Source organism: Kineococcus indalonis, assembly GCF_009906395.1.
In the GTDB taxonomy this organism is placed as follows: Bacteria; Actinomycetota; Actinomycetes; order Actinomycetales; family Kineococcaceae; genus Kineococcus; species Kineococcus indalonis.
Genome location: NZ_JAAALM010000010.1, coordinates 1 through 25238 on the forward strand (window position 1 = coordinate 1; position 25238 = coordinate 25238).

Annotated in this window: 21 protein-coding genes and 2 pseudogenes; 17 read left to right on the plus strand and 6 right to left on the minus strand. The window is 73.4% G+C overall.

Features of this window, described 5'->3' with window-relative positions; all coding sequences use genetic code 11:
• Nucleotides 1–241, minus strand: a pseudogene (locus tag GTR00_RS01310) (hypothetical protein); the annotation flags it as partial.
• Nucleotides 242–1132: 891 nt separating this feature from the next.
• On the opposite strand from GTR00_RS01310, the gene GTR00_RS01315 reads away from it, so the two are divergent.
• The 6 genes from GTR00_RS01315 (at nt 1133) to GTR00_RS24685 (ending at nt 6955) form a co-directional block, all read left to right on the plus strand.
• Nucleotides 1133–2173: a DUF1349 domain-containing protein gene (locus tag GTR00_RS01315; protein WP_166609859.1), complete on the plus strand. Its 1041-nt coding sequence runs from the start codon at nt 1133–1135 to the stop codon at nt 2171–2173.
• A gap of 449 nt (nt 2174–2622) precedes the next feature.
• Nucleotides 2623–2949, plus strand: a complete 327-nt coding sequence (locus tag GTR00_RS01320; RefSeq protein WP_166609860.1) for a hypothetical protein — start codon at nt 2623–2625, stop codon at nt 2947–2949.
• 377 nt (nt 2950–3326) lie between these two features.
• Entirely contained in the window at nt 3327–4364 is a 1038-nt protein-coding gene (locus GTR00_RS01325; protein WP_166609861.1) for a zinc metalloprotease, read from the plus strand.
• Nucleotides 4365–4408: 44 nt separating this feature from the next.
• Nucleotides 4409–4741, plus strand: a complete 333-nt coding sequence (locus tag GTR00_RS01330) for a hypothetical protein (protein WP_166609862.1) — start codon at nt 4409–4411, stop codon at nt 4739–4741.
• Between the two features lie 141 nt (nt 4742–4882).
• Nucleotides 4883–6523: a DUF6345 domain-containing protein gene (locus tag GTR00_RS01335; protein WP_166609863.1), complete on the plus strand. Its 1641-nt coding sequence runs from the start codon at nt 4883–4885 to the stop codon at nt 6521–6523.
• 33 nt (nt 6524–6556) lie between these two features.
• Nucleotides 6557–6955 carry a pentapeptide repeat-containing protein gene (locus GTR00_RS24685; protein WP_276609872.1) on the plus strand — a complete coding sequence of 133 codons (399 nt, stop codon included), beginning with the start codon at nt 6557–6559 and terminating at the stop codon, nt 6953–6955.
• 242 nt (nt 6956–7197) lie between these two features.
• Here the strand turns inward: GTR00_RS24685 and GTR00_RS01345 are convergent, their stop codons facing one another.
• Nucleotides 7198–7506 (minus strand): EthD family reductase, encoded by a 309-nt coding sequence (locus GTR00_RS01345; protein ID WP_166609865.1) that lies wholly within the window; start codon nt 7504–7506, stop codon nt 7198–7200.
• A gap of 247 nt (nt 7507–7753) precedes the next feature.
• On the opposite strand from GTR00_RS01345, the gene GTR00_RS25390 reads away from it, so the two are divergent.
• Complete coding sequence (locus GTR00_RS25390) at nt 7754–8479, plus strand: phosphotransferase (RefSeq protein WP_166609876.1); 726 nt, start codon at nt 7754–7756, stop codon at nt 8477–8479.
• A gap of 138 nt (nt 8480–8617) precedes the next feature.
• Here GTR00_RS25390 and GTR00_RS25395 read toward each other — a convergent pair whose 3' ends face one another.
• Nucleotides 8618–9193 (minus strand): TIGR03086 family metal-binding protein, encoded by a 576-nt coding sequence (locus GTR00_RS25395; RefSeq protein ID WP_205704807.1) that lies wholly within the window; start codon nt 9191–9193, stop codon nt 8618–8620.
• A 343-nt stretch (nt 9194–9536) separates the two neighbouring features.
• On the opposite strand from GTR00_RS25395, the gene GTR00_RS01360 reads away from it, so the two are divergent.
• From GTR00_RS01360 to GTR00_RS23275, 4 genes are all read left to right on the plus strand, one after another.
• Nucleotides 9537–11129, plus strand: a complete 1593-nt coding sequence (locus tag GTR00_RS01360) for a methyl-accepting chemotaxis protein (protein WP_166609866.1) — start codon at nt 9537–9539, stop codon at nt 11127–11129.
• A 310-nt stretch (nt 11130–11439) separates the two neighbouring features.
• Entirely contained in the window at nt 11440–14481 is a 3042-nt protein-coding gene (locus GTR00_RS01365; RefSeq protein ID WP_323132124.1) for an AfsR/SARP family transcriptional regulator, read from the plus strand.
• A gap of 193 nt (nt 14482–14674) precedes the next feature.
• A complete protein-coding gene (locus GTR00_RS01370) occupies nt 14675–15754 on the plus strand; it encodes a calcium-binding protein (protein ID WP_166609868.1) in 1080 nt (359 codons plus the stop codon).
• A 516-nt stretch (nt 15755–16270) separates the two neighbouring features.
• Nucleotides 16271–16672 carry a hypothetical protein gene (locus GTR00_RS23275; RefSeq protein ID WP_240899162.1) on the plus strand — a complete coding sequence of 134 codons (402 nt, stop codon included), beginning with the start codon at nt 16271–16273 and terminating at the stop codon, nt 16670–16672.
• Nucleotides 16673–16709: 37 nt separating this feature from the next.
• On the opposite strand, the pseudogene GTR00_RS26150 reads toward GTR00_RS23275, so the two are convergent.
• The 3 genes and pseudogenes from GTR00_RS26150 to GTR00_RS01385 all read right to left on the minus strand — a co-directional run.
• Nucleotides 16710–16958, minus strand: a pseudogene (locus tag GTR00_RS26150) (hypothetical protein); the annotation flags it as partial.
• A 1086-nt stretch (nt 16959–18044) separates the two neighbouring features.
• Entirely contained in the window at nt 18045–18440 is a 396-nt protein-coding gene (locus GTR00_RS24690; protein ID WP_166609870.1) for a heavy metal-responsive transcriptional regulator, read from the minus strand.
• Between the two features lie 9 nt (nt 18441–18449).
• Nucleotides 18450–18914 carry a hypothetical protein gene (locus GTR00_RS01385; protein WP_166609871.1) on the minus strand — a complete coding sequence of 155 codons (465 nt, stop codon included), beginning with the start codon at nt 18912–18914 and terminating at the stop codon, nt 18450–18452.
• A 118-nt stretch (nt 18915–19032) separates the two neighbouring features.
• Here GTR00_RS01385 and GTR00_RS26565 point away from each other — a divergent pair, with 118 nt between their 5' ends.
• The 6 genes from GTR00_RS26565 (at nt 19033) to GTR00_RS01415 (ending at nt 25153) form a co-directional block, all read left to right on the plus strand.
• Nucleotides 19033–19638 carry an Lsr2 dimerization domain-containing protein gene (locus GTR00_RS26565; protein ID WP_205704808.1) on the plus strand — a complete coding sequence of 202 codons (606 nt, stop codon included), beginning with the start codon at nt 19033–19035 and terminating at the stop codon, nt 19636–19638.
• 326 nt (nt 19639–19964) lie between these two features.
• Entirely contained in the window at nt 19965–20201 is a 237-nt protein-coding gene (locus GTR00_RS01395; protein WP_166609872.1) for a hypothetical protein, read from the plus strand.
• A gap of 56 nt (nt 20202–20257) precedes the next feature.
• On the plus strand, nt 20258–21007 hold the full coding sequence (locus GTR00_RS01400) for an AfsR/SARP family transcriptional regulator (protein WP_166609873.1): 750 nt from the start codon (nt 20258–20260) through the stop codon (nt 21005–21007).
• Between the two features lie 327 nt (nt 21008–21334).
• Entirely contained in the window at nt 21335–23752 is a 2418-nt protein-coding gene (locus GTR00_RS25405) for a phage tail sheath C-terminal domain-containing protein (protein WP_205704809.1), read from the plus strand.
• A 28-nt stretch (nt 23753–23780) separates the two neighbouring features.
• Entirely contained in the window at nt 23781–24305 is a 525-nt protein-coding gene (locus GTR00_RS01410; RefSeq protein ID WP_166609874.1) for a phage tail protein, read from the plus strand.
• Between the two features lie 83 nt (nt 24306–24388).
• Nucleotides 24389–25153 carry a hypothetical protein gene (locus GTR00_RS01415; protein WP_166609875.1) on the plus strand — a complete coding sequence of 255 codons (765 nt, stop codon included), beginning with the start codon at nt 24389–24391 and terminating at the stop codon, nt 25151–25153.
• Nucleotides 25154–25238: the final 85 nt, after the last annotated feature.

The window sequence follows — 25238 nt, forward strand, 5'->3', positions numbered from 1 at the left end:
GACGGACTGCGTGACGATCACGCTCAGCGACCTGCCCGGCGACGGCGGAGGGGCCCACCTCGACCACCGGGCCGCCGTCGCCGGGCAGGTCGCTGAGCGTGATCGTCACGCAGTCCGTCTCCAGCACCTTGACCTCGGGCCGGCCGGGCACCGGCGGCTGCCCGGCGCTCCACCTGCCACCGGCCAGGATCGGGGGATCCGGATCGCCGGCCTCGAACTGCACCCGGGTGCCGGCGCCCACGGGTGGCGCGGTGGACCGCCCGACGCCGTCCCCGGTGGAGGGCACGCAGGGCCCGCCCAGCTCAGCCGCCCCTGCCCCAGGACGTCCGGCACGGAGACCTGGACGCGATGCGGGAGCAGGGGGTCGACGTCGGCCACCACCGTGCCCCCGTGCTCGCCGAAGAACTGCGCCGCGTCCCGGCCCCGCGATGCCCGTGACGGACGCCACGGGGTCGCCCGTCTCGAGCTGGTCGGTCGCGTCGACCTCCACCGTCGACGACCCGTCCCGGTCGGCGCGCCCCGGATCCGGTGCGCGCCGACCGGAGCGCTCTGCTGCTGGGCCGGTGCGGCGCGCGGGGGGACGGTGCGCGTCACCTCGTCGGGGTTGCACTGGACGACGACCGGGCGCGACGGCAGGCTGCGGGGGCCCACCGCGACGATCGCCCCGCGCAGCGTCCGAGGACTGCCCGGCAAGCTGCCGGCCACGGCGATCAGGGTGGGGCGAGGCCGTCAACGCGCCGGCAACGACGTGTCACGCGCTCGGCGGCCCGTTGTCTCCCGGTGCCGGTAGTGGTCTGCTTCACGGGGAGCGAGGACCCACGGAGCTCGGAGGCACGCATGCGACCGGCCGTGCGCAACACCCACCCACCGGGCAGCGTCGCCGGGGTGCTGTGGTGCGAAACCCCGGAGCAGCGGGCGCTGGCCGGCCCGCGCACGGGGATCCGGCGCGGCGACCAGGGGGTCGCCAGCCCCGTCCGCTGCCCCGGCGGCAGCCTCGAGCTCGACCCCGCCGTGCGGGTGGACGCCCACGGCCTGCTGCGTCGCAGCCCGCTGGCGCCGGACCCAGCTGCGGCGCAGCTCGCCGCCCGACGCGTTCCCGCGGACGTTCCCGCGGACGCCGCTGCGCCTGCACGTGCTCGAGCGCCTCGCCGACCAGCTCGTCGCCCGCGGGGAGCGAGGCCTGGTCCTCGAGGTCGCCCTCGCGGCGCTGGCCGTGGACGTGCTGCGGGAGTGCTCGCACCGCACCGTCATCCGGATCCACGTGGCGGAGGAGAACCTGGCCGAAGCGGCTGCTGCGCCACGGCTGCTGCGCCGCGTCGTGCACGACCACCGGCCGCACCGCGAAGGGGGGTGGAGGAACGTGGGACCGGCACCTGAGCCCCGGACGTCGCGGCGGAGCGTCTGGGAGCACCCGCTGCTCGTGGGCGTCGTGGTCGCGGTGGTGGGGGGCGTCATGACCCTGCTCGGCATCGTGCTCGGCCGCGAGCGGCCGGGGGACGGCGCCGCGACGCAGGGCACCGGGACGGCGAGCGCCACGTCCACCGACTCCCCGGGCGCCGGCTGCGGCGCCGTCAGCAGCGACTTCACCGACCCGCAGCAGCCGGCGTGGGCAGCGCGCAACGCAGCCGCACCCGTTCCCGTGGCGGACGGCGTGCAGGTCGTGGCCGAGGACGGCGCCGACGTGCGCGCCGACCTGCAGGGGGCGGTGACCGCGCCGTGGCTGGCCCACGAGGTCCGGGGCGACTTCTCCTTCAGGGCCTCGCTGACCGTGGCCGCCGACCACAGCTACCAGGGGGCGGGTCTGCTGCTGTACCGGGACGCGGCCAACTACGTGCGCCTCGAGCGCGGGTACGGCCGAGGCGCCGGGGTGGCCTTCGAGTTCATGGCCGGTGGTCGCTACGTCAAGCTGCACGCCCCGTTCCCCGGTGAGGACCCGGTGCCCACCACGGCCACGAGCGTGGAGCTGCGCCTGGACCGCCGAGGCAGTGCCGTCACCGCCTGGTGGAGGAGCGCGGGAGCCGAGCGGTGGAACGCGCTGACCGGCAAGGCGGGTCTCGACGGTGACACCTGGGCCGGGCTGGTGGTCGTCAACACGTCCCAGCCGCCCGAGGGCGACCCGCTCCGGGCCCCCCTGAGCGCGACGTTCCACGGCGCGTCCGTGCAGTGCCTGTGAAGCTCCCGGACGAGCACGCCCGCGTCGCCCGGTGGCACCAGCGGTGGGGGCGGGAGCTGGGCGGTGCCCAGCACCGCGGTATCACGTGCCCGCCGATCGGCTCTTCTCCAGTGAGCACCTGACGCGGGAACGTTCCAGCCACCGGCACCGGACCGGCTGGTCGATCCAGGGACGGCACCGAGACGTGCGGCACCCAGACGTGCGACACCCAGGAGGGGGAGCGGTGGAACGAGGACTTCGTCGACTGCTGGTCACCGCCGGCCGCTGAGCGCCGGGGTGCGGGTCGCAGCGCTCCCGGCGGCGGCCTGCGGGTCCGGTTCGTTGACGCGGCCGTGGCTGCCTGCGCTCGTGACCGCGAGCGCGTCACGGGGGAACAGCTGTGCTCGGCGGCACCGGGGGAACGGTCGTGCCGGTGGCGCACGGGACGTGAGCTCGCGCTGGGGGGACGGATGGTCCCTGTCGCGGGCGACCTGCAGGACTTCGCCATCGACGTCCTGGACAGGCTCGAGGTGGCGCGCTTCCCGGCCGAGCACGTCATGGCGGTCCTCGGGCAGCAGCTGCAAGCGCCGGGAGCCGCCCTGCAGCGCACCGCGTGGAGCGCCGGCGCCACGCAGGTGGTCCCCCACGGCACCGACCTGCTGGAGCCCATGACCGCCCAGCGCGCCGCGGGCGGTCGACCGGCCTGGCAGCCGCCCGCCGTCTCGGCTGCTCACCGCGCACCGTGCTCGAGCACGTCGGCAACCTCCACGGCAAGCTGGACGCCCGGGACGGGCTGACGGCCGTGCTGCGAGCGCAGCGGCTCGGGCAGCTGCCCCTCGACGAGGCGGTGTCCGTGGCGCGATGGGCACTTGTGCCACCCACCGCGGCCGATCCCGTCGGGGCAGCATCGGGGGTCGCCGACACCGACGACGGTGTCCGCGACAGTGGTCCCGGGCATCGACACCGACCGCCCCACGGCCAGCTGCCGGGCGGGCGGGGGGAGCACGGCGTGCGCCACCACGGACGTCCCCGTGACGCCGAGGACCTGCCGGCCCGGGCCGGCCCGGCCGTCCCGCCGGCCGCAGCGTCAGCGCCGCCGGGGGCAGCGCTGCGCACCCGACCCGCTCGAGGCAAGCAACCGACCAGGAACACACCAGTGGATGGAGCAGGAACTGTGAGCACCAACGACGAGAGCTGCGTCCGAGCCTTCCGCGAGATCGGGCGCATCACCGCGCGGTTCCTCGACGGCGAGGCCGCGGTCGCACCCGGTGGCGGACTGGACGGCACCTCGATGGACGGCACCTCGACGGACGGCACCTCGATGGACGGCACCTCAGGCGTGTTCAGCGCTCCTGCGCGCGACGTCAGCGCCGGGTGCCGCATCATGCCCCTGCCGGCCCGGCTGCAGGAACGAGCCGCTGAGGTGGCGACCCGGATCAACCCGGTCAACGCACCCCTGCACCAGTTCCAGGACGACGCGGCGGTGGACGCACCGCTGCGCCTGACGCTCACCACCGCCAAGTACTGGGGCCCGCTGCCCAAGTCGCTGTCGGTCAGCTTCCTCGAGCGGACCCCGGCGGACCTGCGCACACGGATCATCAGCCACCTCAACGCCTGGTCGCACGCGTGCGGCATCACGTTCGCCGCCACGTCCGGCACCGGCGAGGTGCGCATCTCGCGCGGGCCGGGAGGGTACTGGTCCTACCTGGGTACCGACATCCGGCTGATCCCCGCCAACCGGCCCACCATGAACCTGCAAGGCTTCACCATGAACCACCCCGAGAGCGAGTTCCGGAGGGTCGTGCGTCACGAAGCCGGGCACACCCTGGGTTTCCCGCACGAGCACATGCGCAAGGCGCTGGTCGAACGCATCGACCCGCAGAAGGCCTACGCCTACTTCCTCCAGACGCAGGGGTGGTCGCAGCAGATGGTCGACCAGCAGGTGCTGACCCCCCTGGACTCCCGTTCGATCATCGGTACCGAACCCGACCAGGACTCCATCATGTGCTACCAGCTGCCCGGCGACATCACCAGGGACGGGCGGCCGATCCCCGGGGGCATGGACATCAACCAGACGGACTCCGCCTTCGCCGGGCTGATCTACCCCCGCACCCTCCGGTCGCCGGACGAGTCCCTGGACGCTCCCTCGTCCTCGGGCACGGCCGTGCCCGAGTGGAGCGAGTCCGAGGACCCCGCGTTCGCGGGGGTGTGATCACGCGAGGGGCGAACCGGAGCGTGCCGGGAAGGAGCTGACGGGTGAGCCGCCTGATCGACATCGACCCCGACCACGACGGCGTGCCGGCTGAGCTGGTGCTCACCGTCGGCGACGTGGTCCGCTTCAACGCCACGGGGGTGCTGCTGCGATCGGGTTCCAGCGTGGAGGTCGTGGGCATCCTCATCGACAGCGTCGTGGGCGCGGACGGCTCGGTGCTCACCCCGCTCGGCGTGCCGAACACCGTCTTGCTCAAGGCATCAGCACCCGGTGAATCCCGAGTCGACGTCGTCTCCGGGGACCCCTTCGGACCGTCGACGAGCCGCAGCGTCCTGTGCCGGGTCCAGGGACCTCCAGCGGCACCTCGAGCGAGCTGAGCGCGCGGTCCGGGGACGGCGCGCGCGAGCAGGCGGACCGCTCGACCAGGCACGGGTCGCACGAGCCAGAGCAGGTCGTGCGACCTGACAGCGAACAGACAGCGATCAGACGACGATCAGACGACGACGAGGAGACGTGAGATGACCCAGATCGAATCGGACGAGGCCGCGGTCGAGGCCCCGGTCACCGAGCACCCCGCACCCGGCGCCGAGACCCTCGACTCACCGGTGGAGGTGACGGCCGGGCAGGCCACCGCCAAGTCCCGCGCGGCCAACGTGCACGGGGCGCTCAGCATCGAGACGTTCTGCAGCGCCGGGCCGCTCAGCCACACCCACGAGGACGCGGACGGCTTCAGCGAGTGGCTCGGAAGGTGGTACCCGTCCAACTTCCGCTACCGGGACGGAGGCGTGAAGATCTGGGCCTACACCGAGCCGCACGACAACTGGCAGGACACGTACGGGATGGACGCCGTCCTGTGCGCCTGGCACAGCGGACACGGCGGCATGGCGGCCGACGGCGTGTTCTTCGTCCCGCTGGGCGCCCCCTGGGCCGGCGACGACTGCACGGTGACGTCGGAGCAGATGCGGCTGGGCGATGAGCGGGCCCGGTACGTCTTCTGGTCCACCTGCGAGTCGCTGCGGGTCCTGGGTGGGCACTCCCCGAGCCGGACCTGGTCGACCGCCAACCAGGGGCTCCGGATGATCTTCGGCTTCGAGACGATCAGCTGGGACTTCCCGGACTACGGGAGGAAGTTCGGTGAGCACTGGAACAGCGGCAAGTCGCTCAGCGCGTCGTGGTTGCAGGCCAGTTGGGACCTGGCGCACGACCAGGCGCCCAGCGTGAGCGCCAACGGCGCCACCAAGGAGGAGGCCCAGGACCGCTTGTGGAACGAGCGCAACTTTCAGTGGGCCCAGGCCAGCAGGGCCTGGTGGTGGTGGGCCTGGTACAACGTCCAGGCCAGCTCCGTCCGCGCCGCCATCCACGTGGTGCCCTCGCAGCCGCAGATCCCGGTGCTGGCCCGCGCCGGCAGCCGGTCGCTGTCCTCCCTCGGGCAGCGGTTCGGACTGGGTGCGACGCGATCCACGCGCTACGGCGCAGGTGTGAACCTGCAGGCGGACGGGCGACGGGTCCACGTCCGCGACGACGGGACGCTCTCCGCCCAGCTGGCCGAGCCCAACCGCGGCAACCACCGGCAGCTCGGCCGGCAGGAGGTGCTGAGGGCCGCGCAGGACGCCGTCGGCGTCTACGGCCTCGACGCCGACGGCCCGCTCGTCGTGGACCGCGTCGTGGAGATCACCGAGGCCGGTGGCACGGACACCGGCGACGGCACGCGCGAGGGCCCGTTCGTGACGGCGACCATGGTGCAGTTCCGGCAGTTCGTGAGCGGGCTGCCGATCATCACGCCCTCGGCGGGAGCGGTCCGGGTGACCGTCGACAACGACGGCACGGTCACCACCATCGAGCAGAACACGAGGCTGGTGGAGGGGCTCTCGGAGCACCCGCAGAGCGCGACGCCGGCACCCACCGCGAGCGGGAGGGCGGTGGACGACGGACCCGCCGATCCCGCCGCGGCCCTGGCCCGCGGTCTCGACCGCACGCTGCGCGCGCTGATGCTGCGCGGCACCGCGCCGATCGGCTACAGCGTCGTCCCGGGTTCCAGCGAGATCGGCTACGACATCCAGGGGTCGACTGCCGTGCTGGTCGCCCGCGAGGCCGTGGAGATGGAGTTCGAAGGGGGCTACCGCAAGCGGTACTTCGTGACCGCACCGCTGTACGCGTGAGCGGTGACCGAGCCCGGGCGGGAGGGTGCCGTGATGAGGTGGAGCCGCCGTGCGCTGGAGACGGCCCTGGCGGCCGGTTCCCCGTCGCTCAACGGGGCCGACCTCTCCGGTGAGGACCTGTCCGGGCTCGGTCTGGCCGGTCTGGACCTCAGCCACGCGTGCTTGGACGGAGCGGACCTGACGGGGGCGGACCTGCACGGAGCCGTGCTGTTCGCCGTCCGCGCCAACGGTGCGACCTTCCGCGGGGCGGATCTGCGGGGAGCCAACCTCACCGCAGCGCACCTGGTGGGTGCCGACCTGCTCGACGCGCGGCTCGAGCGGGCCGACGTCAACGGGACGGACCTCACCGGCGCCCGCGTCGACGCGGGCGCCGGCGTGGTCGACCGCGGTGCCATCGTGAGGCGTCCCGCAGCGGACGACCGTCCCGGGTGAGCCGCGCGCCGACCGGGGGCACCGCCGGGCTGGGGCCGGACAGCAGCACGAGGGCCGGCGCACCCGGGCCGGGTGCCCGTCAGCCAGGACCACGCCCAGCGACCGGCCCGCCGGGGGTGCGACCCCGCACCGGCAGGACCGCAGCGGCCACGGTCCGGGCCAGGACCACTCACCCGTGCTCCGCGGCGCCCGCCGGGCCACGACCATGCTGCGGTCGGGCCCGGAGGAGCTGCACGGGGTCGTCAGGAGGTGCGGTCGAGCACCTCCTGCGCGACCAGCAGCAGTGATCCGGGTGGGGCGGGCTCGGCGAAGTCGCTCGATGCTGCGCGCCCCCGGGGGGAGCTGAGCGCGGTCCGCACCGCGTCGAGGTCGTCGAAGAGGAGTTCCCCGACGAAGCAGCAGGGCGAGGCGGAGCCGTCCGCCGCGCTGTGGACCTTGGCGGCCCGCCGCGCGCGCAGTCCCCGCAGCGCCGCTGCCAGGGGCACGTGCTCGCGGGTGCAGCGCTGCTCCCGGTCGGCCGGGTCCGCCGGTTGGCCGTACAGGGCCACCACCTCGACCGTCGTGCCGTGACGGTGGTGAGCGGTCGCCGGCGGCGGAAGGGACCGGCTCGTCGGCGCGAGCACGCACATCGCGCCGTGCGCGGAGGTCAGGGGCTCGTGCCGTCACGCACGGCGCGGCACACTCGACTCCGTGACGCCAGGCGCCTCCACCGGGTTCGGGACGGACCGGTTCGAGCCCTCTGCGGCGGTGCGTCGGGCTGTTGCCGCCCTGGGGCTGGCGCACGAGCCGCTGGCGGCGATGGGTGGGACCAGCGGTCAGACCTGGGCGTGCGGCGAGCACGTCCTGCGCATCGGCGATCCGGACGTGCTGGATCGGGAGAGGGCGGCCATGGCTGCCGCCGCGGGCGTGGTGCCTGTTCCGCAGGTGCTGCAGCGGGCCCGGTACGTCGATGCGCAGGGGCGGGCCCGCGCCGCGTCGCTGCTGACCCGGCTGCCGGGGCGTCCCGCCGGGGACGTGAGGGGTCTGTCGTCGCGGCAGGTGCGTCGCCGGGGCGAGGCGTGCGGGGCTGTGCAGCTGGCCCTGGCCGTGGTGGCGCCCGCGCCCGTCGTGGCCGATGCGCCCAACTCCGCGCTCGCCCGGGCGGCGAGGCAGCGAGGTCTGGCCGGTGCCGACAGCCTGCTGCACCTGGACCTGCACCCGCTGAACGTGCTCGTGGACGATGCCGGCGAGGTCAGCGGCGTCGTGGACTGGGCCAACACGGCCGTCGGGCCTGCGGTGCTGGACCGTGCCCGCACGTGGTCGATCTTGACGCTGGACCCGGCGGTGCTGGCCCGGCGCGACGAGCCGCGCGTGGCTGCGATGGTGCAGGGGTGGTCCGATGCCGCCGGGTTCGAGGCCCTGCCGGCGCCGGCACGGGCGTGGGCCTGCCGGTTCATGCTCGACGACCTCGCCGCGCGCCACCCCGGTGACGGTCTGGCCCACGTGCGGCGGTGCCTGCACGCGAACACCGGCACGGGCCCCTGAGGCAGCCGGCGCACGCGCGTCGACGACCTCGCGACGAGGTGGTGACCTCGCCGGCCGACCGGGATCGCGCCCGCAGGGCGCCGTGACCGTGCGGACGCGCGCAGCAGTGGTGCGGCGTGCTGGCGGTGCGGCGAGTTGTCAACGGTGAGGGCGCCACTGCGGGTCGCGGCCGGTGAAGGCGGCCAGCCTGGACGCCGGGTCGGCGTCGTCGGCCACCGGCCGGCGGGGGCCGTACTGGCCGCTGCTGCGCAGCAGGTCCTCGATCGGCTCCATGCCCGCCACCAGCTGCAGGCACCGCTGGGGGTCCATGCCGTGCTCCTGGCCGGTGGCCCGAGCCAGGTCCCAGGTGTGCTGGAAGACGTCGTTGGTGAAGAACCGCGCCACCGCCTGAGGAACGGGGACCTGGCCGAGGTGGGGGTCGCTCAGGACCTTGGACGCCGTGGCCGGGTCGTCGAGGAGGTCCTGGACCTGCTCGGTGAAGGCCTGCCAGGTGGCGAGGGGATCGCGCTCGACCGGGGGGAAGGGACCCAGCTCGATGCCGGCTCCCTGCTTCAGCAGGGGTGGGAGCCACTCGACGAGGTGGCCGACGACGTCCCGCGCGGTCCAGTCCGCGACGGGAGACGGGTCGTTCCAGCGCTCGGCCGGCGTGGCGGCGACGAGGTCGCCGAAGTGGCCGGCGACGGCGCGGAAGTCCTCAGCGGGGCTGGTGTCCACGACCTGTGGACCGTAGTAGCAGCTGGAACTGATCGCTGCGGTGGATCGAGGACCGGCGTGCAGGGCGCGTGAGGCCCGCCGTGCTGGCGTCGGGAGGGTGCGGGCGGAGGTGCGCGCGGCACGAGCGAGCGGTGCGACGGCGCCGTGGTGAGCGGTGCGCTGCCCTGCCGGCCCGCAGGTCGCTGGACGGCTCGCACGCCCGTGCGCTCGGGCACGAGCGGTTGCAGAGCTCAAGTGGTCACCTGCGCGGCCGATCGAGTGGACGACCCCGCTCACCCGCGTCGTCCAGCAACGACGCCGCGCGTGCGCTCGATGCCGCACCACCTGCCCGAGAGGCACCCTCGTGAACCGACTGCGCGATCTGAACGTCGCTTCGAAGCTCTTCGCCGGTTTCGGCGTCGTGTGCCTGCTGCTGGCCGCCGTGGTCGCCCTCGGCATCGACCGCCTGGGGGGCTCGCAGGCCAACCTGGACAGCGTGTCCACCGACGGCATCGCCTCGGTGCAGAGCATCGCCGAGGTCAAGGAGGACTTCTCCACCATCCGCTTCGACCTGCTCAACGCCGCCCTGGCCCCCGACGCCACCGCCACGCAGGCTGCGCTGACGGACATGGCCGCCCACGACGACGTCTACGACGAGGCGTGGAAGGCCTACCTGGACACCGACCCGGCCGCCGGCGAGGCCGAGCGCGCCGAGGCCGAGGCCCTCATGGGCCGGTACCGCACCGCCCGCGAGAAGCTCATCCCGCTGGCCGAGGCCAACGACACCGTCGGCTTCTACGCCGAGCGCGACGCCAGCTCCACGCCCGTCGTGAAGGAGCTGAACGCCCAGCTGGACGCGCTCAGCGCCACCGAGCAGCAGGCCGCCAAGGACCTGGCCGCGCAGGGCTCCGCCGACTACCACGGCGCCGTCACCCTGCTGCTGGTCATCGGTGCCGTCGCCCTGGCCGCCGCCGTCGCCGTGGCCGTCGCCGTGGCCCGTTCCATCGCCGGCCCCCTGGCCAAGACCCTGAGCGTGGTGCAGGGCCTGGCCGAAGGCCGCCTGGACCAGCGCGTGGGCATCGCCACCCGCGACGAGGTCGGGCGCCTGGCCGCCGCGGTGGACGCCACCCTGGAACGCCTCACCGCCACCGTGCGCCGCATCGCCGGCGGAGCGACCACCCTGGCCGCCTCCTCCGAGGAGCTGACCAGCGTGGCCACCCAGCTGTCCTCCGGCGCGGAGGAGGCCGCCACCCAGGCGCAGGTGGTCTCCGCGGCCACCGAGGAGATCTCCGCCAACATCGGCACCGTGGCCGCCGCCAGCGACCAGATGAGCTCCGCCATCCGCGAGATCGCCACCTCCACCGCCGAGGCCTCCTCCACCGCCGCCAACGCCGTCGCGGCCGCCTCCGCGGCCGGGGAGACGCTGGAGCGCCTGAGCGCCTCCTCCCGCGAGATCGGCGACGTGGTCAAGCTGATCACCTCCATCGCCGAGCAGACCAACCTGCTGGCGCTGAACGCCACCATCGAAGCGGCCCGGGCCGGGGAGATGGGCAAGGGCTTCGCGGTGGTGGCCGGGGAGGTCAAGGAGCTGGCCCAGCAGACCGCCCGGGCCACCGAGGAGATCGTGGGACGGGTGGCCGCCACCCAGACCGACGCGGCCTCGGCGGCGGCGGCGATCACCGAGATCACCGAGGTCATCGCCCGCATCGACGGGCTGCAGGCCACCATCGCGGCGGCGGTGGAGGAGCAGTCCGCCACGACCAGCGAGATGGTGCGCAACGTCACCGAGGTCTCCACCGGCAGCCAGGAGATCGCCTCCAACATCTCCGGCATCGCCGCCTCGGCCGACCAGACGACCTCGGGGGCCACCCACACCGCGTCGACGGCCGAGGAGGTCTCGCGCACGGCGGCGGAGCTGAACGAGCTGGTGGCCACCTTCACCCTGCCCCGCACCTGAGGCCCCGCACCTGAGGCCCCGCACCTGAGGCCCCGCACCCGAGGCCCCGCGGTCGAGGCCCCGCACCCGACGGGGCCCTGACGGACCCCGCGGGGCCCGCCCCGCCCGCGGTGAGGACGAGGTCGCGACCACCGCGCTCCGATCGGTGGGGTGCGCCCCTCCCCGCGGGCCACCGCGCAGTCCTACCCTGTGCTCGTGTCCTCCCGCGCGAGCGGGAGCTCCTCTAGCTGCTGCGGAGGTGACGGTGAGCACCGACGCTCACGGGCCGGCAGGGCCACCTCCAGCGGTCCGCGTCCTGGGGCCGGTGGAGGTGACCGGCGCGGGACCCGCCGACACGCTGCCCCCACGGCTCCGACGGCTGTTGGCCGTGCTGTTGACCCGCGCCGGCTCCGTGGTGCCGGTGGACCGGCTCGTGGACGTCGTCTGGGGCGAGGGCGCCTCCCCGGAGCGCTGCGAGGCCGCACTGCACAACCTCGTCTCCCGGCTGCGGGCCAGGCTGCGGGGCGCGGGCCCCGGCGTGGAGCTGCTGCACCGACCACCCGGCTACCTCCTCGCCGTCGAGCGGGACGTGTGGGACGCCACCCGCTTCGACGACCTCGTCGGGGCCGCCGGGCGGGAGTCGACCGCGTGCCCGCAGCGGGCGCTGCTCCTGCTCGACGAGGCCCTGGCGCTGTGGCGGGGCGGTGCCTACGCCGAGTTCGCCGACGACGACTTCGCCCGTCCGGAGGTCGCGCGGTTGGAGGAGGCGCGCCGCAACGCCGCGGACGAGCGTGCGGAGGCGGCGCTGCTGCTGGGGCTCCACCACGCGGTGACCGCCGCTCTGGAGTCGGTGGTCCTCGCCGAGCCGCTGCGCGAGCGGCCGCACCGGCAGCTGGTGCTGGCGCACTACCGCGCCGGACGGCACGCGGACGCGCTGGGTGTGGCCCGGCTGTACCGCGATCGGCTGCAGGAGGAGCTGGGGCTGGACCCCTCGGCCGCGATGGTGGCGCTGGAGGCCGCGGTGCTGCGCCAGGACCCCTCGCTGACCCGGGGACCGCCGGGCGCGCCGCCCGGCGAGGTGCCGGGCGGCGCGGACCCGCCCGACGGGGCGCCGGGCGGCGCGGGTGCACCAGGCCCCGTCCCGGCCCGGCCGGCACCACCGGCAGCGGTGCCGGTGGGCGGTCCGCTGCTGGGGCGGGAGCAGGAGCTGGCGCAGCTGGGCGCCGCCGTGCGCCCCGGTGCGCTGGTGACCCTCACCGGTCCCGGCGGAGTGGGCAAGACGAGCCTGGCGCAGCAGGTGGTGGCGCGCTGCGGCGGGGCGTTCCGCGACGGCGCGGTCGTGGTGGAGCTCGCGGCGGTCTCCGCGCCCGAGGACCTCGCACCCGCCGCCGTCACCGCGCTGCAGCTGCAGCCCCGGCAGGGCGCGGGCTCGCTGGAGCGGCTCGTGGAGCACCTGCGCCCGCTCAGCGCGCTGGTCGTGCTCGACAACTGCGAGCACCTCGTCGAGGAGGCGGCGGCGCTGGCCGGGGCCGTCACCGCCGCCTGCGCCGGCGTCGCCGTGCTCGCGACGAGCCGCTGCCCGCTGGAGGTGGCCGGTGAGCGGATCTGGGCGGTCTCACCGCTGCCACCGCCGGCGGCGTCGGCCACGAGCGCCCGGGACGTCCTGCGCTCCCCGGCCGTGCAGCTCTTCGACCGCCGCGCGCGGCAGCGCTGCCGCACGTTCGCGGTCGACGACAGCAACGCCGCCGACGTCGCCGAGCTGTGCCGGCGCCTGGACGGGCTGCCCCTGGCCATCGAGCTGGCCGCCGCGCGGATGAACGCGCTGCGCCCGGCGGACCTGCTCTCCCGGCTGTCGTGGCGCTTCCGCCTCCTGCGCGGTGGGCCCCGCGGCGCGGGAGAGCGCCACCGGACCCTGCACGCGGTGGTGGACTGGTCCTACGACCTGCTCGACGAACGCTCGCGGGCGCTCTTCGACGTCCTCTGCGCCTTCGCCGGCGCCTTCCCCCTCGGTGACGCCGAGCTGCTCGTCGAGGAGCTGCCCGACGTGGCCGGGACCGTGACGAGCGGCGGCAGCGTCGCCGAGGTGCTGGCATCGCTGGTGGACCGCTCGATGGTGGTGCTCCTCGACAGCGGCGACGGCACCCGCTACGGGTTGCTGGAGACGCTGCGCGCGTACGGCCGGGAGAACCTCCTCCGTCGCGGCGTGGCACTGCGGGTCCAGCACGCGCACGCCGAGCTGTACGCCGCCGTGGCGGAGCAGGCCGCGCGGCAGCGCTACGGGCCCGGGCACGTCGCGGCCGTCGACCGCCTCGGGGCCGTCCTCGACGAGGCCCGGGCCGCCGTCACCTTCGGGCTCGAGCACGACCTGGCCCTCGCGGTGCGGCTCGTGGGTTCCTTCAGCTCCTACGTCGAGCACCGGGTGCCCGCGGAGGTCCCGCAGTGGGCTGAGCGGGTCCTGCAGGTCGCCGCGCAGCCCGGGCCCGCGGCGGTGCCGGGCTCGGCGGTGGTGCCGGGCCTGGCGGCGGTTCACGGGGTCGCGGGATCCGGCGCGCGGTTCGCCGGGGACCTGGTGCGAGCGCGCGCCCTCGCCGAGGCCGGGCTCGCGGTCGTCGACGACGCGGGGGTGGAGGCTCAGCTGCACCACCTGCTGAGCGAGGTCGCCCTGTTCGAGGGCCGCCTGGACGACGCCGAGGAGGCGGTGCGGCACGTGCAGGCGCTGCACCCGGCGGTCCCGGAGGCGCGCATCGTCGCGGTCCTCCTGCCGCTGACCGCGCTGTACCGGGGGGAGCAGGAGCGGGCCGAGCTGTGCGCCCGGGAGCTGCTCGCGGACTGCGAGCGGTTCGGGGAACCGGCACTGCTGGCCTGGGCCACCTACGTGGCGGGGGAGGTGCTCCTGGACGCGGACCCGGACCGGGCCGCCCGGTACCTGCGCACGGCGATCGACGCGTCCCGGGTCCACGAGGACCGCTACCTCACCGGGGTCGCCCTGACCTCGGCCGCCTCGTTGCACAGCCGCCACGGCGATCCCGCGGAGGCGGTGCACCTGTTCCGCGAGGTCGTGGAGCACTGGAGCCGGCTGGGGGACTGGACGCACCAGTGGACGGCGCTGCGCAACGTCGTCGACCTCCTGCTGCGCCTGGACCGCCCCGGGGACGCCGCGCTGGTCCACGGGGCGCTCACTGCCCGGCAGGCGACGGCACCCACCTACGGGGCGGACGCGGAGCGGATGCGGCGGGCCGGGCAGGTGCTGACGGCGCGCCTGGGTCCCGGGCGGCTCGCCGAGCTGCACGCCCGCGGCGGCCGGCTGGGCGACGCGGAGGTCGTCGCGACGGTCGCCGGGTTCCTCACCGGCGCGGGCAGCGGGGGGCGCTGAGGTCCCTCCCGAGGAACCCGTGGAGCCCGGCGAGGACGTCCCACCGGGCAGGCGGACGGGACGTGGGAGCGCCGTGGGAGCGCCGTGGGAGCGCCGTGGGAGCGCCGTGGGAGCGCAGCCCGCCACAGTCGTCCCCGACGGCCCCGCAGAGGCCGCGAACCTCTCCAGACCACCTCCCGGAAGGCGATCCCCGATGTCCCGCACCAGCACCCGCAAGGCCGCCCTGCTCCTCACGGGGTTCGTGGGCCTCGCCGCGCCCGTGTCCGCCGCCCTCCCGGCGCACGCCGCCACCCCCGCCACGATCAAGGTGGTGAACGGCACCGCCGTGGTCTACGACGCCGGGACCGGCAACGCCAGCAACGCCCGCGTCTTCCTCGACCGCGGCGTCTTCACCGTCACCGACTCCGTCCCCGTCACCGCCGGCTCGGGCTGCACCGTCACGTCCGGCGGTGCGCGGTGCGGCACCGGCATCACCGGGTTCGTCGTGAACCTGGGCGACCTCGACGACCGGCTCGAGGTCGCGGCGCCGGTCGTCGGCTCCGTCGACGGCGGCGACGGCCAGGACACCTTCCGCAGCGCCGTGCGCGGCGGTCCGTCCGCGGTGACCTACGAGGGCGGGGCGGGCAGCGGTGACCGGATGGACTACCGCACCGCCAGCACCGGGGTGACCGTCTCCCTCGACGGCGTCGGCGGCGACGGGCGCACGCTGAGCGGCGACCGCGACGACGTGCGCCCCACCGTGGAGCACCTGGTGGGCAGCCCGTCAGCCGACGTCCTCACCGGCAGCGAGCGGCGCAACACCATCGAAGGGCTCTCGGGCGGGGACAGCATCCGCGGCGTGAGCGGTGACGACCACTTCCCGCAGGGCTTCGTCGCCGACGCCGGCGACAGCATCTCCGGCGGCGAGGGGAGGGACTCCGTCAGCTACCTCGACCGTCCCACCGGCGTGCTGGTGAACGTCGACAACCTCCCGGGCGACGGCGCGCTCGGTGAGCGCGACAACGTCGGGCTCGACGTGGAGGACGTGACGGGGACCCGCTTCGACGACGTCCTCGTCGGCAGCGCGTTCGTCAACCAGCTCAGCGGCAGCCTGGGCGCCGACCACCTGCTCGGCCGCGATGGCGCCGACGTGGTCAACGGGGGCAGCGGTGACGACACCCTCACCGACAACGTCGACGGCGACGTCGACACCCTCGTCTGCGGCGCGGGCACCGACCGCTTCGCCGACGAGCGCGGACGTGACGTCCTCAACGCGTGCGAGACGCGGATCTGAGCGCACCGCAGCGACCCGGGTGTGCCCGGCCGGAGGGTACCGGCCGGGCACACCCGCCCGACGGGGGTCTGCCCGCTCGGCGGGGCCCACGCCGCGGAGCGGCGGGATGACCTCACACCCTCTGGATGCGGGTGTGCCGGAAGGCGGCCTTCCCCGGGTGCGCCTGCACTCCGACGTACCCCGAGGAGTTCCCCGCGGCAGGTGCCAGACCCCGGTCCCGGTACCTGCCGACCGGCCCGGAAGGTCTGCTCCTGAGGCTGCCCGCCCTGCCCGGCCGGGATGCCGTGGACGGCCCCGGTGCGGTGCTCAGGGGCGTTGATCATGACCCACTTCTCCGGGCTCGCGTGTCGAGAGACGGTGCCCGCTCGAACACCCGAGAGGATCACCCGTGCCCAGGTCCTACCCGCCGGCCTTCCGGCACCAGGCGCTGGCGCTGCTCGCTGCCGGCCGCACCGTGAGCGAGCTCGCCGCCTCCCTCGGCGTCGCGCAGTCGAGGGGGCGCCTGCCGCGCGCAGCGTGGGGGAGCTGTACCGGTGGCGTGAACAGGACCTCATCGACCGCGGCCAGGCCGATGGCGCTGGCAGCCAGGCAAGCGCCGAGCCGACCGGGGCGAAGAAGCGCATCCGCGACCTGGAGGAAGAGGCTGAGATCCTGCGCGGGGCCGCCGCGGCGGTTGGGGAGGTGGTGCCCGCAGGAGTCCGCTTCCGCCTGGTCGCGCAGCTGCGCGTTGACGGCGTCCGGATCGGGCGGTCCTGCCACGCGCTGGGCGTCTCACGCTCGGGCTGCGACGAGCGGGCCTGCAGGGCGCCCTCGGCGCGCAGCATCCGCAGTCGGCTCGAGACCAGGGCCGTGGCGACGATCGCGCTGATGCGCCATGGGCACAGGCTGACCCGGTGCAGGCTCGCCAGCGGGTCTTGAGGTGGGCGATGCCGTGCTCGACGAAGGCGCGTTCAGCGTTGACGTGGGAGTTCCCTCCTCGCGTGCTGCGGTCGAGGACCTGGCTGCCTCCGGGACGGCGCACGGGAACGCGGATGCCGGCCCCGGCACCGGTGTACGCCTTGTCGGCCAGCGTCGGCACACCGCCACGAGCTGCGCGGTAGCGCGCCGGCAGGGCGTGGAGGCGGGCCGAGGTCAGGTCATGAGTGCAGCCCGGCTCCACGGGCGAAACCCCGCCCCCACGCCAGGGCGTGGGAGGTGCCCCCACGGCCGCCCACCAGCATCGGTGAGGACCTGGACCAGACCGCCGTGCTGAGGGTGCTTTCCGGAGTACCAGCGGTCACGTCGACCGGTTCGGTCGTGGATGCGGTCGGTGGGGATGAGGGTGCCATCGAGCAGGAGGTGTTCAGTAGACGTCGAGGTTGGCACGGTAGATGAGCACGCAGGGTCCGGGGGGTACGGCGGATGGGGCTTGGTCGCCTCCATCGTCTCGTCCAGACCCCGCGTGCCCCAGCGCCTTCGATTCCCGGCCTCAAAGGTGGCCTCACGCCGCTACCGAAAGAACCTCAATAGCCGATGATCGACTCGTCACCTGAGGCGGTGTCCGCCGGAGAGTTGACAGGACTTCGGCGGTGACATCGAGCATCGTGGCGTCGATGCATCTTTACAGAGGAGCCGGCACCGCTGTTGTGAGCTGCCCAAGCCCTTCGATGACTGCAGTGAGGGAGATCAAAGTCGGGCGACCGTGCGATGGGGTGCACAGGTTCCCCGGCCGGGATCTGCTTCTTGGAGCAGCGAGCGGCGTCATTTCGGGTGGTGCGCTACTACTTATCGCTATACCACTCCTGGAATCTTACCAGAATACCACGCCGGGAAACGTCTTCATGGGCTTACTGCTGGCCGTACCCGCAGGAGCGGTGGCTGGTCTCTTCGGTGCCCTGCTCGGAGTTGTCAGTCAAACCACCTCGTGGCGACATCTTCGAGCCGGGTCCGTCTTCGTGCCTGCCGTTGTTGCTGCGAGCGCAAGAGCAGTAGCAGTACGAGCCGCAAGTGGGGGGTCATTTGTTGAGCCGTGGGTGTGCGGACCGTGCGCTGCTTTGACGTTTATTCTTGCGTGGATGCTCTCGCTTCGGCCCAGGCGAATCCATTGAACCCTTGTTGCTCGCGATTTGGCGCTACCGACAAAGGCTCGGTTTCTGCGGTTGACTTTCTAGGCACGCATCCCTCCTTCTGCGGAGCAGCATCCTGAGGGGTGCTGCTCCGCGACCTCGAGCGGCGCATCCCTGCATTGATGGCTCTTCGGATTTGCGGGTGGGCAGGTGGACCCGAGCCGCCGGTCGAAGCGTCCAGCCGCTCAGCCTGCCAGGGCCTCAACGATTGGGCAGGGGGCGCTCGTGTCGAGGCACTGCGCCGCGAGCAGCTGCGCGATCGCATCGCGGGTGCGGACGAGGTCGGCGATGCGCTCGTCGATCTGGGCCACCTTCCGGTGGGCGTGCTCGGCGACGTCGGCGGCGAGCACGCCGCTGGTGCGCGCTGCACCCGAGAGCCGGGTGAAGGCGGACAGCTCGGCAAGGGTGAAGCCGAGGTCCTGGCCCCGGCGCAGGAACCGGACGGTGCGCACGTCCTCGGAGCCGTAGACGCGGTAGCCGTTGCCTTGGCGGGCCGGCGTCGGCAGTAGGCCCTGACGCTCGTAGAACCGGACGGTGGAGACGGCCACCCCGGCCGCCCGGGCGAGTTCGGAGGTGCGCACGCGCCGACTCTAGGAGGTAGGGACGGGCAGGCGAGAGGCGCTGCTCGCCCGAGGCCGCGTGGAGAGCAGGACACCCGCCTGCACGAAGCCCCAGGCGATCTCCAGGACGAGCACGACCGCCAGGACCGGGGAGGCACCACGGCTGAGCGCAGCGATCATGGCGAAGGAGAACAAGCCCCGTGCGGCGACGTCGGCGGCGCCGGCCGCCCGCGAAGGACGCAGCAGGCGGTAGAGCGACCACACAGTCACGACGCTGCCCGTGAAGTTGGCGAACAGCACGGTGAACACCTCCGGTACCGGTGCGCTGCCTGGCAGGCCGGCGGCGTCGTGGAGGGCGCCCAGCGCGGCGAAGAGGGCCGGCGCGGTGAACGGCAGGGCGAACCCGGCCGTGGTCAGGAGGTCGTACCCGGCGGAGGCGCGCACCGTGCGGCGGGCGGCGGGCGTGAGCGGGTGAGCGGTGTCCGGTGGGGTCATGTGCCCAGCGTCGACCCTGCACCGTGGTGCAGGGTCAAGCCCCGGCCCAGCGTCGTCGGCGGTGGCTGGTCGTCCTTGAGCAGGTCCACCCACCCACCCGCAGATCCGAAGAGCCGCATTGATCGGTACGCGCGTCGCCCTTTCACTCCCTGTCCGTGCCGGCAGAACTAGGAGTACGGCGCAGAAGACGACAGTTCGGTTCATCGACGACCTCGACGACAGTGAGGCGAGTGGTACCGTGATGTACTCCCTCGACGGCGTGCAGTACGAACTCCATCATCGAGAGGACCCGCCACGCTCACGGCTTCCGCAACCCCGGCAGCTACCGCATCCGTCTCCCGATCGACGCCGACAGCACCCGGCCCGGGCGCAGGCGGCGACGTGGGCCGAGGTGAGCCACCAGCCTCTGAAGTCGAAGAGCGGGAGAACCCTGGGCCCCGGCACACGGGGTTGCATCGAGCTCGGCAACGGTGACCGCGTCTACGTCAGGCACGGCATCGCTCACCTCGTGACTTGCTGGCGAGCATTGGTTCGCGTCACTCTTCGCATGTGGTGCATCATCGCACTCGCGGCTACTGCCCTCGCTCCCGGCGGTTCTGGGGAGCGCCACCGTCAATGCACACCGCCTCTGTTGCCCCATGTGGGCCGGATCTCGGAAGAGGAGATGCGAAATCGCGAGAAAAAGTCGACGAACAATGACTGGCTTGCGCACAGGCTGGCGTAGAACAGCGTTCTCGAGGGACGCCGTCGGACGGTCGCTCGGCGCAGCTGCTGAATTTCCGACATCGTGAGAATCGCGCAGCGTGCCGGCATCGAGGGCGCCCTCCCGACGCCCGTCCGGAAACGCCGCGGTGACGGCCTCCTGGAGGGGGGCGTGAACTGCGAGATCCCCGCGCGCGGTACGGGTGCGGGCGACCCTGCCCTCCGGGTCCACCCGTGTTGCCCGGAAGAAGCCCGACACCTCACGGCGTCTTTGTCGCGACCGCACGTGGTCGCCGGTCGGGGCCCGGAGACCACCGGCCGCCAAGCCGTGCATGCCCGGCGGGGCCCGTGAGGCGCGATCCGGCGGCCGGCTCCCGATCGGCAGCCTGCGCGCTGCGCCTCATTGGCGTCGAGATCGACCGCTACGGCGCGCAGCTGGTGACCCTCACCTGCACGCACGACGTCGAGACGTGGTCGACCTCTGCTGTCCGGCAGGAGGTCGCGCTCGACCAGGTCGTCGGCGCGGTGGAGACCTTCCTGGCTCCTTTACGGAGTGAGGGCAGTGGTGTATCCACGTGTGAGTGACAGTGCGGTGACGATCCGGTTCTAGCCTGCGCGGGGCGATACCGACGGGAGACCTCATGTCCGTGGTGCTGCCCCACACCCTGATCCCTCGATCAGTGCATGGCGTCGTCGTCCATCTCTTCGCTGGGCCGTACGTGACGGTCGACGGACGACGGGTGGAGATCCCGGAGGGCGGCAAACGCCTCCTCGTTTTCGTGATCTTGAATGGGACGCGCGTGGAACGGCGCCTGGCGGCCAGCACGCTCTGGCCCGACGGGGACGACGTCCGCGCGGCCGGCAACCTTCGCTCGGCGCTGTGGCGACTGCGTGGAGCTGGATTGGATCTGCTGGAGTGCGACAAGGGCAGTCTCCGGCTGCGTGGCGGGACGGTCGTCGACGTGGTTGTCGCCTGTGAGTGGGCGGGCCGACTGATCGACGGGACAGCGGGGGCCCGAGACCTCGACGCGACCGACGTGCTCGCAGACATGGTGGATCTCATGCCCGGCTGGTACGACGACTGGGTGATCTTCGAGCGCGAGCGTGTTCGGCAGCGATTGCTGCATGCTCTCGAGGAAGTCAGCCGACGCCTGGTGCGCGAGGGCCGACACGCCGCGGCCATCGACGCCGCCATGTGCGTGATCGCCGCGGACCCGCTGAGAGAGAGCGCCGTGCGCGCATTGCTGGAGGCTCACCTGGCGGAAGGGAACATCAATGAGGCCCGCCGCGCCTACCGCAACTTCGCTCATGCGCTCAGCGCTGAACTAGGCGTGATGCCGATCAGACGATTGCGGGCGCTGGTCGCCAGCACTGCTCCCCGGACTGGCTGAAGGACTCGAGTGAACCGGTCAACCCGCGCCTACCTCGGAAACGGCCGCCAAGGCGTCATCGCTGGCCCCGGTCGCCGGTGGTTGCACCGGATGTTCGCTGGGCGCCCCGGTGCCGATCGAGTCAACTCGCGGGCGGTTCCTGCGCATCGCCGGCAGTCGTAGCTGGTACGTGTGGCGAAGAGCCCGCGTGACGCCGGCGTGACGCCGGCGTGACGCCGGCGTGACGCCTGAGTGGCGCCTGAGTGACGCCTGGGTGACACGCCTGGGATTGACTCGGTGTCGCCACGGACATGACCGCCCAGAGCAGGGAGGACGTCGATGGTCCAGGTGAGCTATCCCGGTGTCTACATCGTGGAGAAGTCCAGCGGCGTCAGGACGATCACCGGCGTTGCTACCTCGATCGCGGCGTTCTTCGGGCGGACCCAGCGAGGACCCACGGACACACCGGTCAGATGTCTGAGCTACGCGGACTTCCTGCGCACCTTCGGCGGCGCGCATCCCGAGAGCGAGCTGGCGGCGAGCCTCAGCCTCTTCTACCTGAACGGCGGCACGGACAGCTACGTGGTGCGACTCGCCGGGGCGGGAGCCCAGGCGGCCGGCATCGACCTGCGCAACTTCGCGGGCACCGCCGTACTGCGGGCCACCGCCACGGTCGCCGGGGAGTGGGGCAACGGCGTCCGGCTCGAGATCGGCTACGGCACCGCGAACCCCGGCGAGAGCTTCACCCTCACCGTCATCCACGAGGAGGGCGGCCGGCAGGTCGCGAGCGAGGTGCACACCGGCCTCGTCATGGACCCCGCCTCGCCGCGCTACGCCCCGACCTTCGTCACGCAGAGCTCGGCCATCATCGACCTCGGCCTCGCCGCCGGCCTGGACCTCTCCGCCGGCAGCTTCCCCGGGTACTCCGAGGCGCGGAGGCCGCTCGGTACCGACCTCCCCGGCCTGAAGGCGACCCTCGGCGCCCTCATCGGCTTCGCCGACCCCACCGGCTCGCGACGTTTCGAGGTCTCCGTCAACGGCTCCGCCTACGTGCCGGTCAACCTCGGCACATGGAACGTCAACGACGCCTCCGTCGTCGACGTCGCCACCCTCGCCACCCAGCTCCAGGACCGGGTCAACGACGCGCTCAGCGCGCTCGTGCCCGCCCAGACCGTCGCGGTCACCGTGGGGGCCTCCGCCGACGTCGGCGGTCAGCGCTTCCTGCGCCTCACCGCGACGAGCGGAGACACCGCCACGGTCCGGGTGCGCCGCTCGGGCACCGAGGACCTCGCCGGCAGCCTCATGCTCGGCGTCGACAACGGCGGCGTCGAGCTGGCCCGCCGCAGCAACTTCCGCCCCGCCCCGACCGGCTCGGTGATCCGCACCTCGGACAACGCCGGTGCGCTCACCGGCCTCAACGCCCTCGCCGGCCTCGTCCAGGCCGACCTCACCGCCGTCACCATCGGCTCGGAGCCGGCCATCCAGCTCGACGCCGATCCCCACAACCTCCAGACGACCGGCGCCGCCCACCGGTTCTACACCGACGGCTCCGGCACCACGTCCCCGAACGGCAACAACGACGGCGTCCGCGAGAAGCTCCGCATCATCGCCCAGGCGATCACCAACACGCCGGGCTCCGGCTACCGCGCCGAGGTCCACGGGCACGACGTCGTGGTTCTCGCCAAGAGCGGGACGTTCAACGAGATGCCGAGCCAGATCCAGTTCGGCGGCCCCCAGGCCGCGAGGGCCAACGCGCTCGTGGTGCGCAACACGCGCCAGGTCACGCTCGGCCCGAACGGGACCAGCCCGTTCGTCACCTTCGCCGCGGCCACCCAGACCGGGGCCGACGGCGGGGCACCCGGCTTCGCGGAGTACGTGGGCAGCCCGGTGGACAGGACCGGCTTCCACGCCCTCGACCCCGTGGACCTCGTCAACCTCCTCGTGCTGCCCGCCGACCACGAGATGGACGAAGCCGTCCGACGCCAGCTGTGGGGACCGGCGTCGATCTACGCCCACTCGCGGCGCGCGTTCCTCCTCGTGGACGCCCCGGACAGCTGGACGGACGACCAGGGCCGCCCCGCCGTGGTCCAGAACACCGACGACATCAACAACCTGCGCGCGACCGTGGTCAAGGACCACTCGGCCGTGTTCTACCCCAAGGTGCAGTACAACGACCGAGGGATCGTGCGGACGATCGGGTCGGCCGGTGCGGTCGCCGGGCTCATGGCCCGCATCGACGGCGCGCGCGGCGTCTGGAAGGCGCCCGCCGGCATCGAGGCGGACCTGCGCGGCATCGTCGGTCTCGCCGCCACGCTCACCGACCTCGAGAACGGCGTGCTGAACAAGCTCGCCGTGGACTGCGCCCGGAGCTTCCCGGCGGGGTTCGTCAACTGGGGCGCCCGCACCCTCGACGGCTCGGACGACGCCGGCTCGGAGTGGAAGTACATCCCGATCCGCCGGCTCGCGCTCATGATCGAGGAGAGCCTGTACCGGGGGACGAAGTGGGTCGTCTTCGAGCCGAACGACGAGCCGCTGTGGGCGAAGATCCGGCTCAACGTCGGGGTCTTCATGAACGGCCTGTTCCGTCAGGGCGCCTTCCAGGGCGCGACGCCGTCGGAGGCGTACTTCGTCAAGTGCGACTCCGAGACGACCACGCAGGCCGACCGCAACCTCGGGATCGTCAACATCGAGGTCGGGTTCGCACCGCTGAAGCCCGCGGAGTTCGTCGTCATCACCATCCAGCAGATCGCCGGCGACCTGACGTGACCCGGCCGAGCCGAGGGGAGGAAGCCACATGCCATCGGGATTCGTCGTCAACGCGCACCGCATCGACCCGTACAAGAACTTCAAGTTCCGCCTGGTGTGGGACCAGCGCGTGGTGCTGGGCGTGTCCAAGGTGGGCGCGCTGAAGCGCACCACCGAGGTGGTGACGCACCGCGACGGCGGGGACAACAGCCGCGACCACAAGTCGCCCGGACGCACCACGTACGACGGCATCACGCTCGAGCGGGGGATCACGTTCGACAGGGAGTTCGAGGCCTGGGCGAACCGCGTCCACGACGCCGTCGGGGACGCAGCGATGGATCTCGTGGGCTTCCGCAAGGACGTGACGCTGGAGTTCCTCGACGAGAAGGGCCACGTGGCCAAGCGGTACTTCCTCTACCGCTGCTGGGTGAGCGAGTACCAGGCACTGCCGGACCTCGACGCCAACGCCAACGCGGTGGCCATCGAGTCGCTCAAGCTCGAGCTCGAGCGGTGGGAGCGCGACGTCGAGACCAAGGAGCCGGACGAGGCCTCCCCGGTCCCGGCCAGCGCCTGACGGTCGTCCGGCCGGCGAGGACCCGGTGAGCGGGACGGCGAACAGGTCAGGGTGACGCAGCGGTCGGACGGGGGGAGAGACGGGTGCACGCACCACCGGGCATCGTGCCGGGGTTCCCGGCCGGCCGCGACGTGTTCGTCTGGCGTGGCGTCGAGGCGGCCGCGCTCGACCTCGACTTCGCCTCGCCCGACCGCCCGACGCTGGTCACCGACGTGCTCGGGGCGTGTGCCGAGCCGCCGGCGACGGGGTCCGACCGGGAGGACCTCTGGCGCCTGAGCCTCGCAGCCCGGGTCGGCGGGCTGCTGGCGGTGCTCGCCTCGACCACCCGCTCGGACGTCCTGGACCGGGTCGTCAGCTGCCCCGGCTGCGGTGAGGACCTGGAGGTCTCGCTGCCCGTGGCTCTGCTCCTCGACCTCGCCCGCAGCGCCGAGGCGCACCCCGAGACCGTGGTGGACGGTCCCGACGGGCCGGTCACGCTGCGCCGCCCGCGCGGCAGCGACCAGCGCGCGTGGCGGCAGGCCGGGCACCTCGACCCCGAGGCGGCCGTGATCGCCACCCTCGTCGTGGAGGGCGCGGCGACGGACCCGGCCGTCCTCGACACGGCCCTGGCCGAGTTCGACCCCCTCACCTGCTTCAGGCTGGACGTCGGCTGCCCGAGCTGCGGGCTGCGCTCGGGCGTCCCGCTCGACCTGGAGGGGACGCTGCTCCTCGACCTGGCCCGTGCGCAGGCCCGGACCATCCGGGACGTCGCCGCGCTCGCCCGCCGCTACGGGTGGAGCGAGGCGGAGGTGCTCGCCGTCCCGGCGTGGCGACGGCGGACCTACCTCGAGCTGACGGACTGGTCATGAGCTACTTCAGCCGCCTCGTCGAGCAGTCCGGGCTCCGGCCGGCCGGCGGCCCGGTCGGTGCGGCGGCGACCCCGCCGTCCGGATC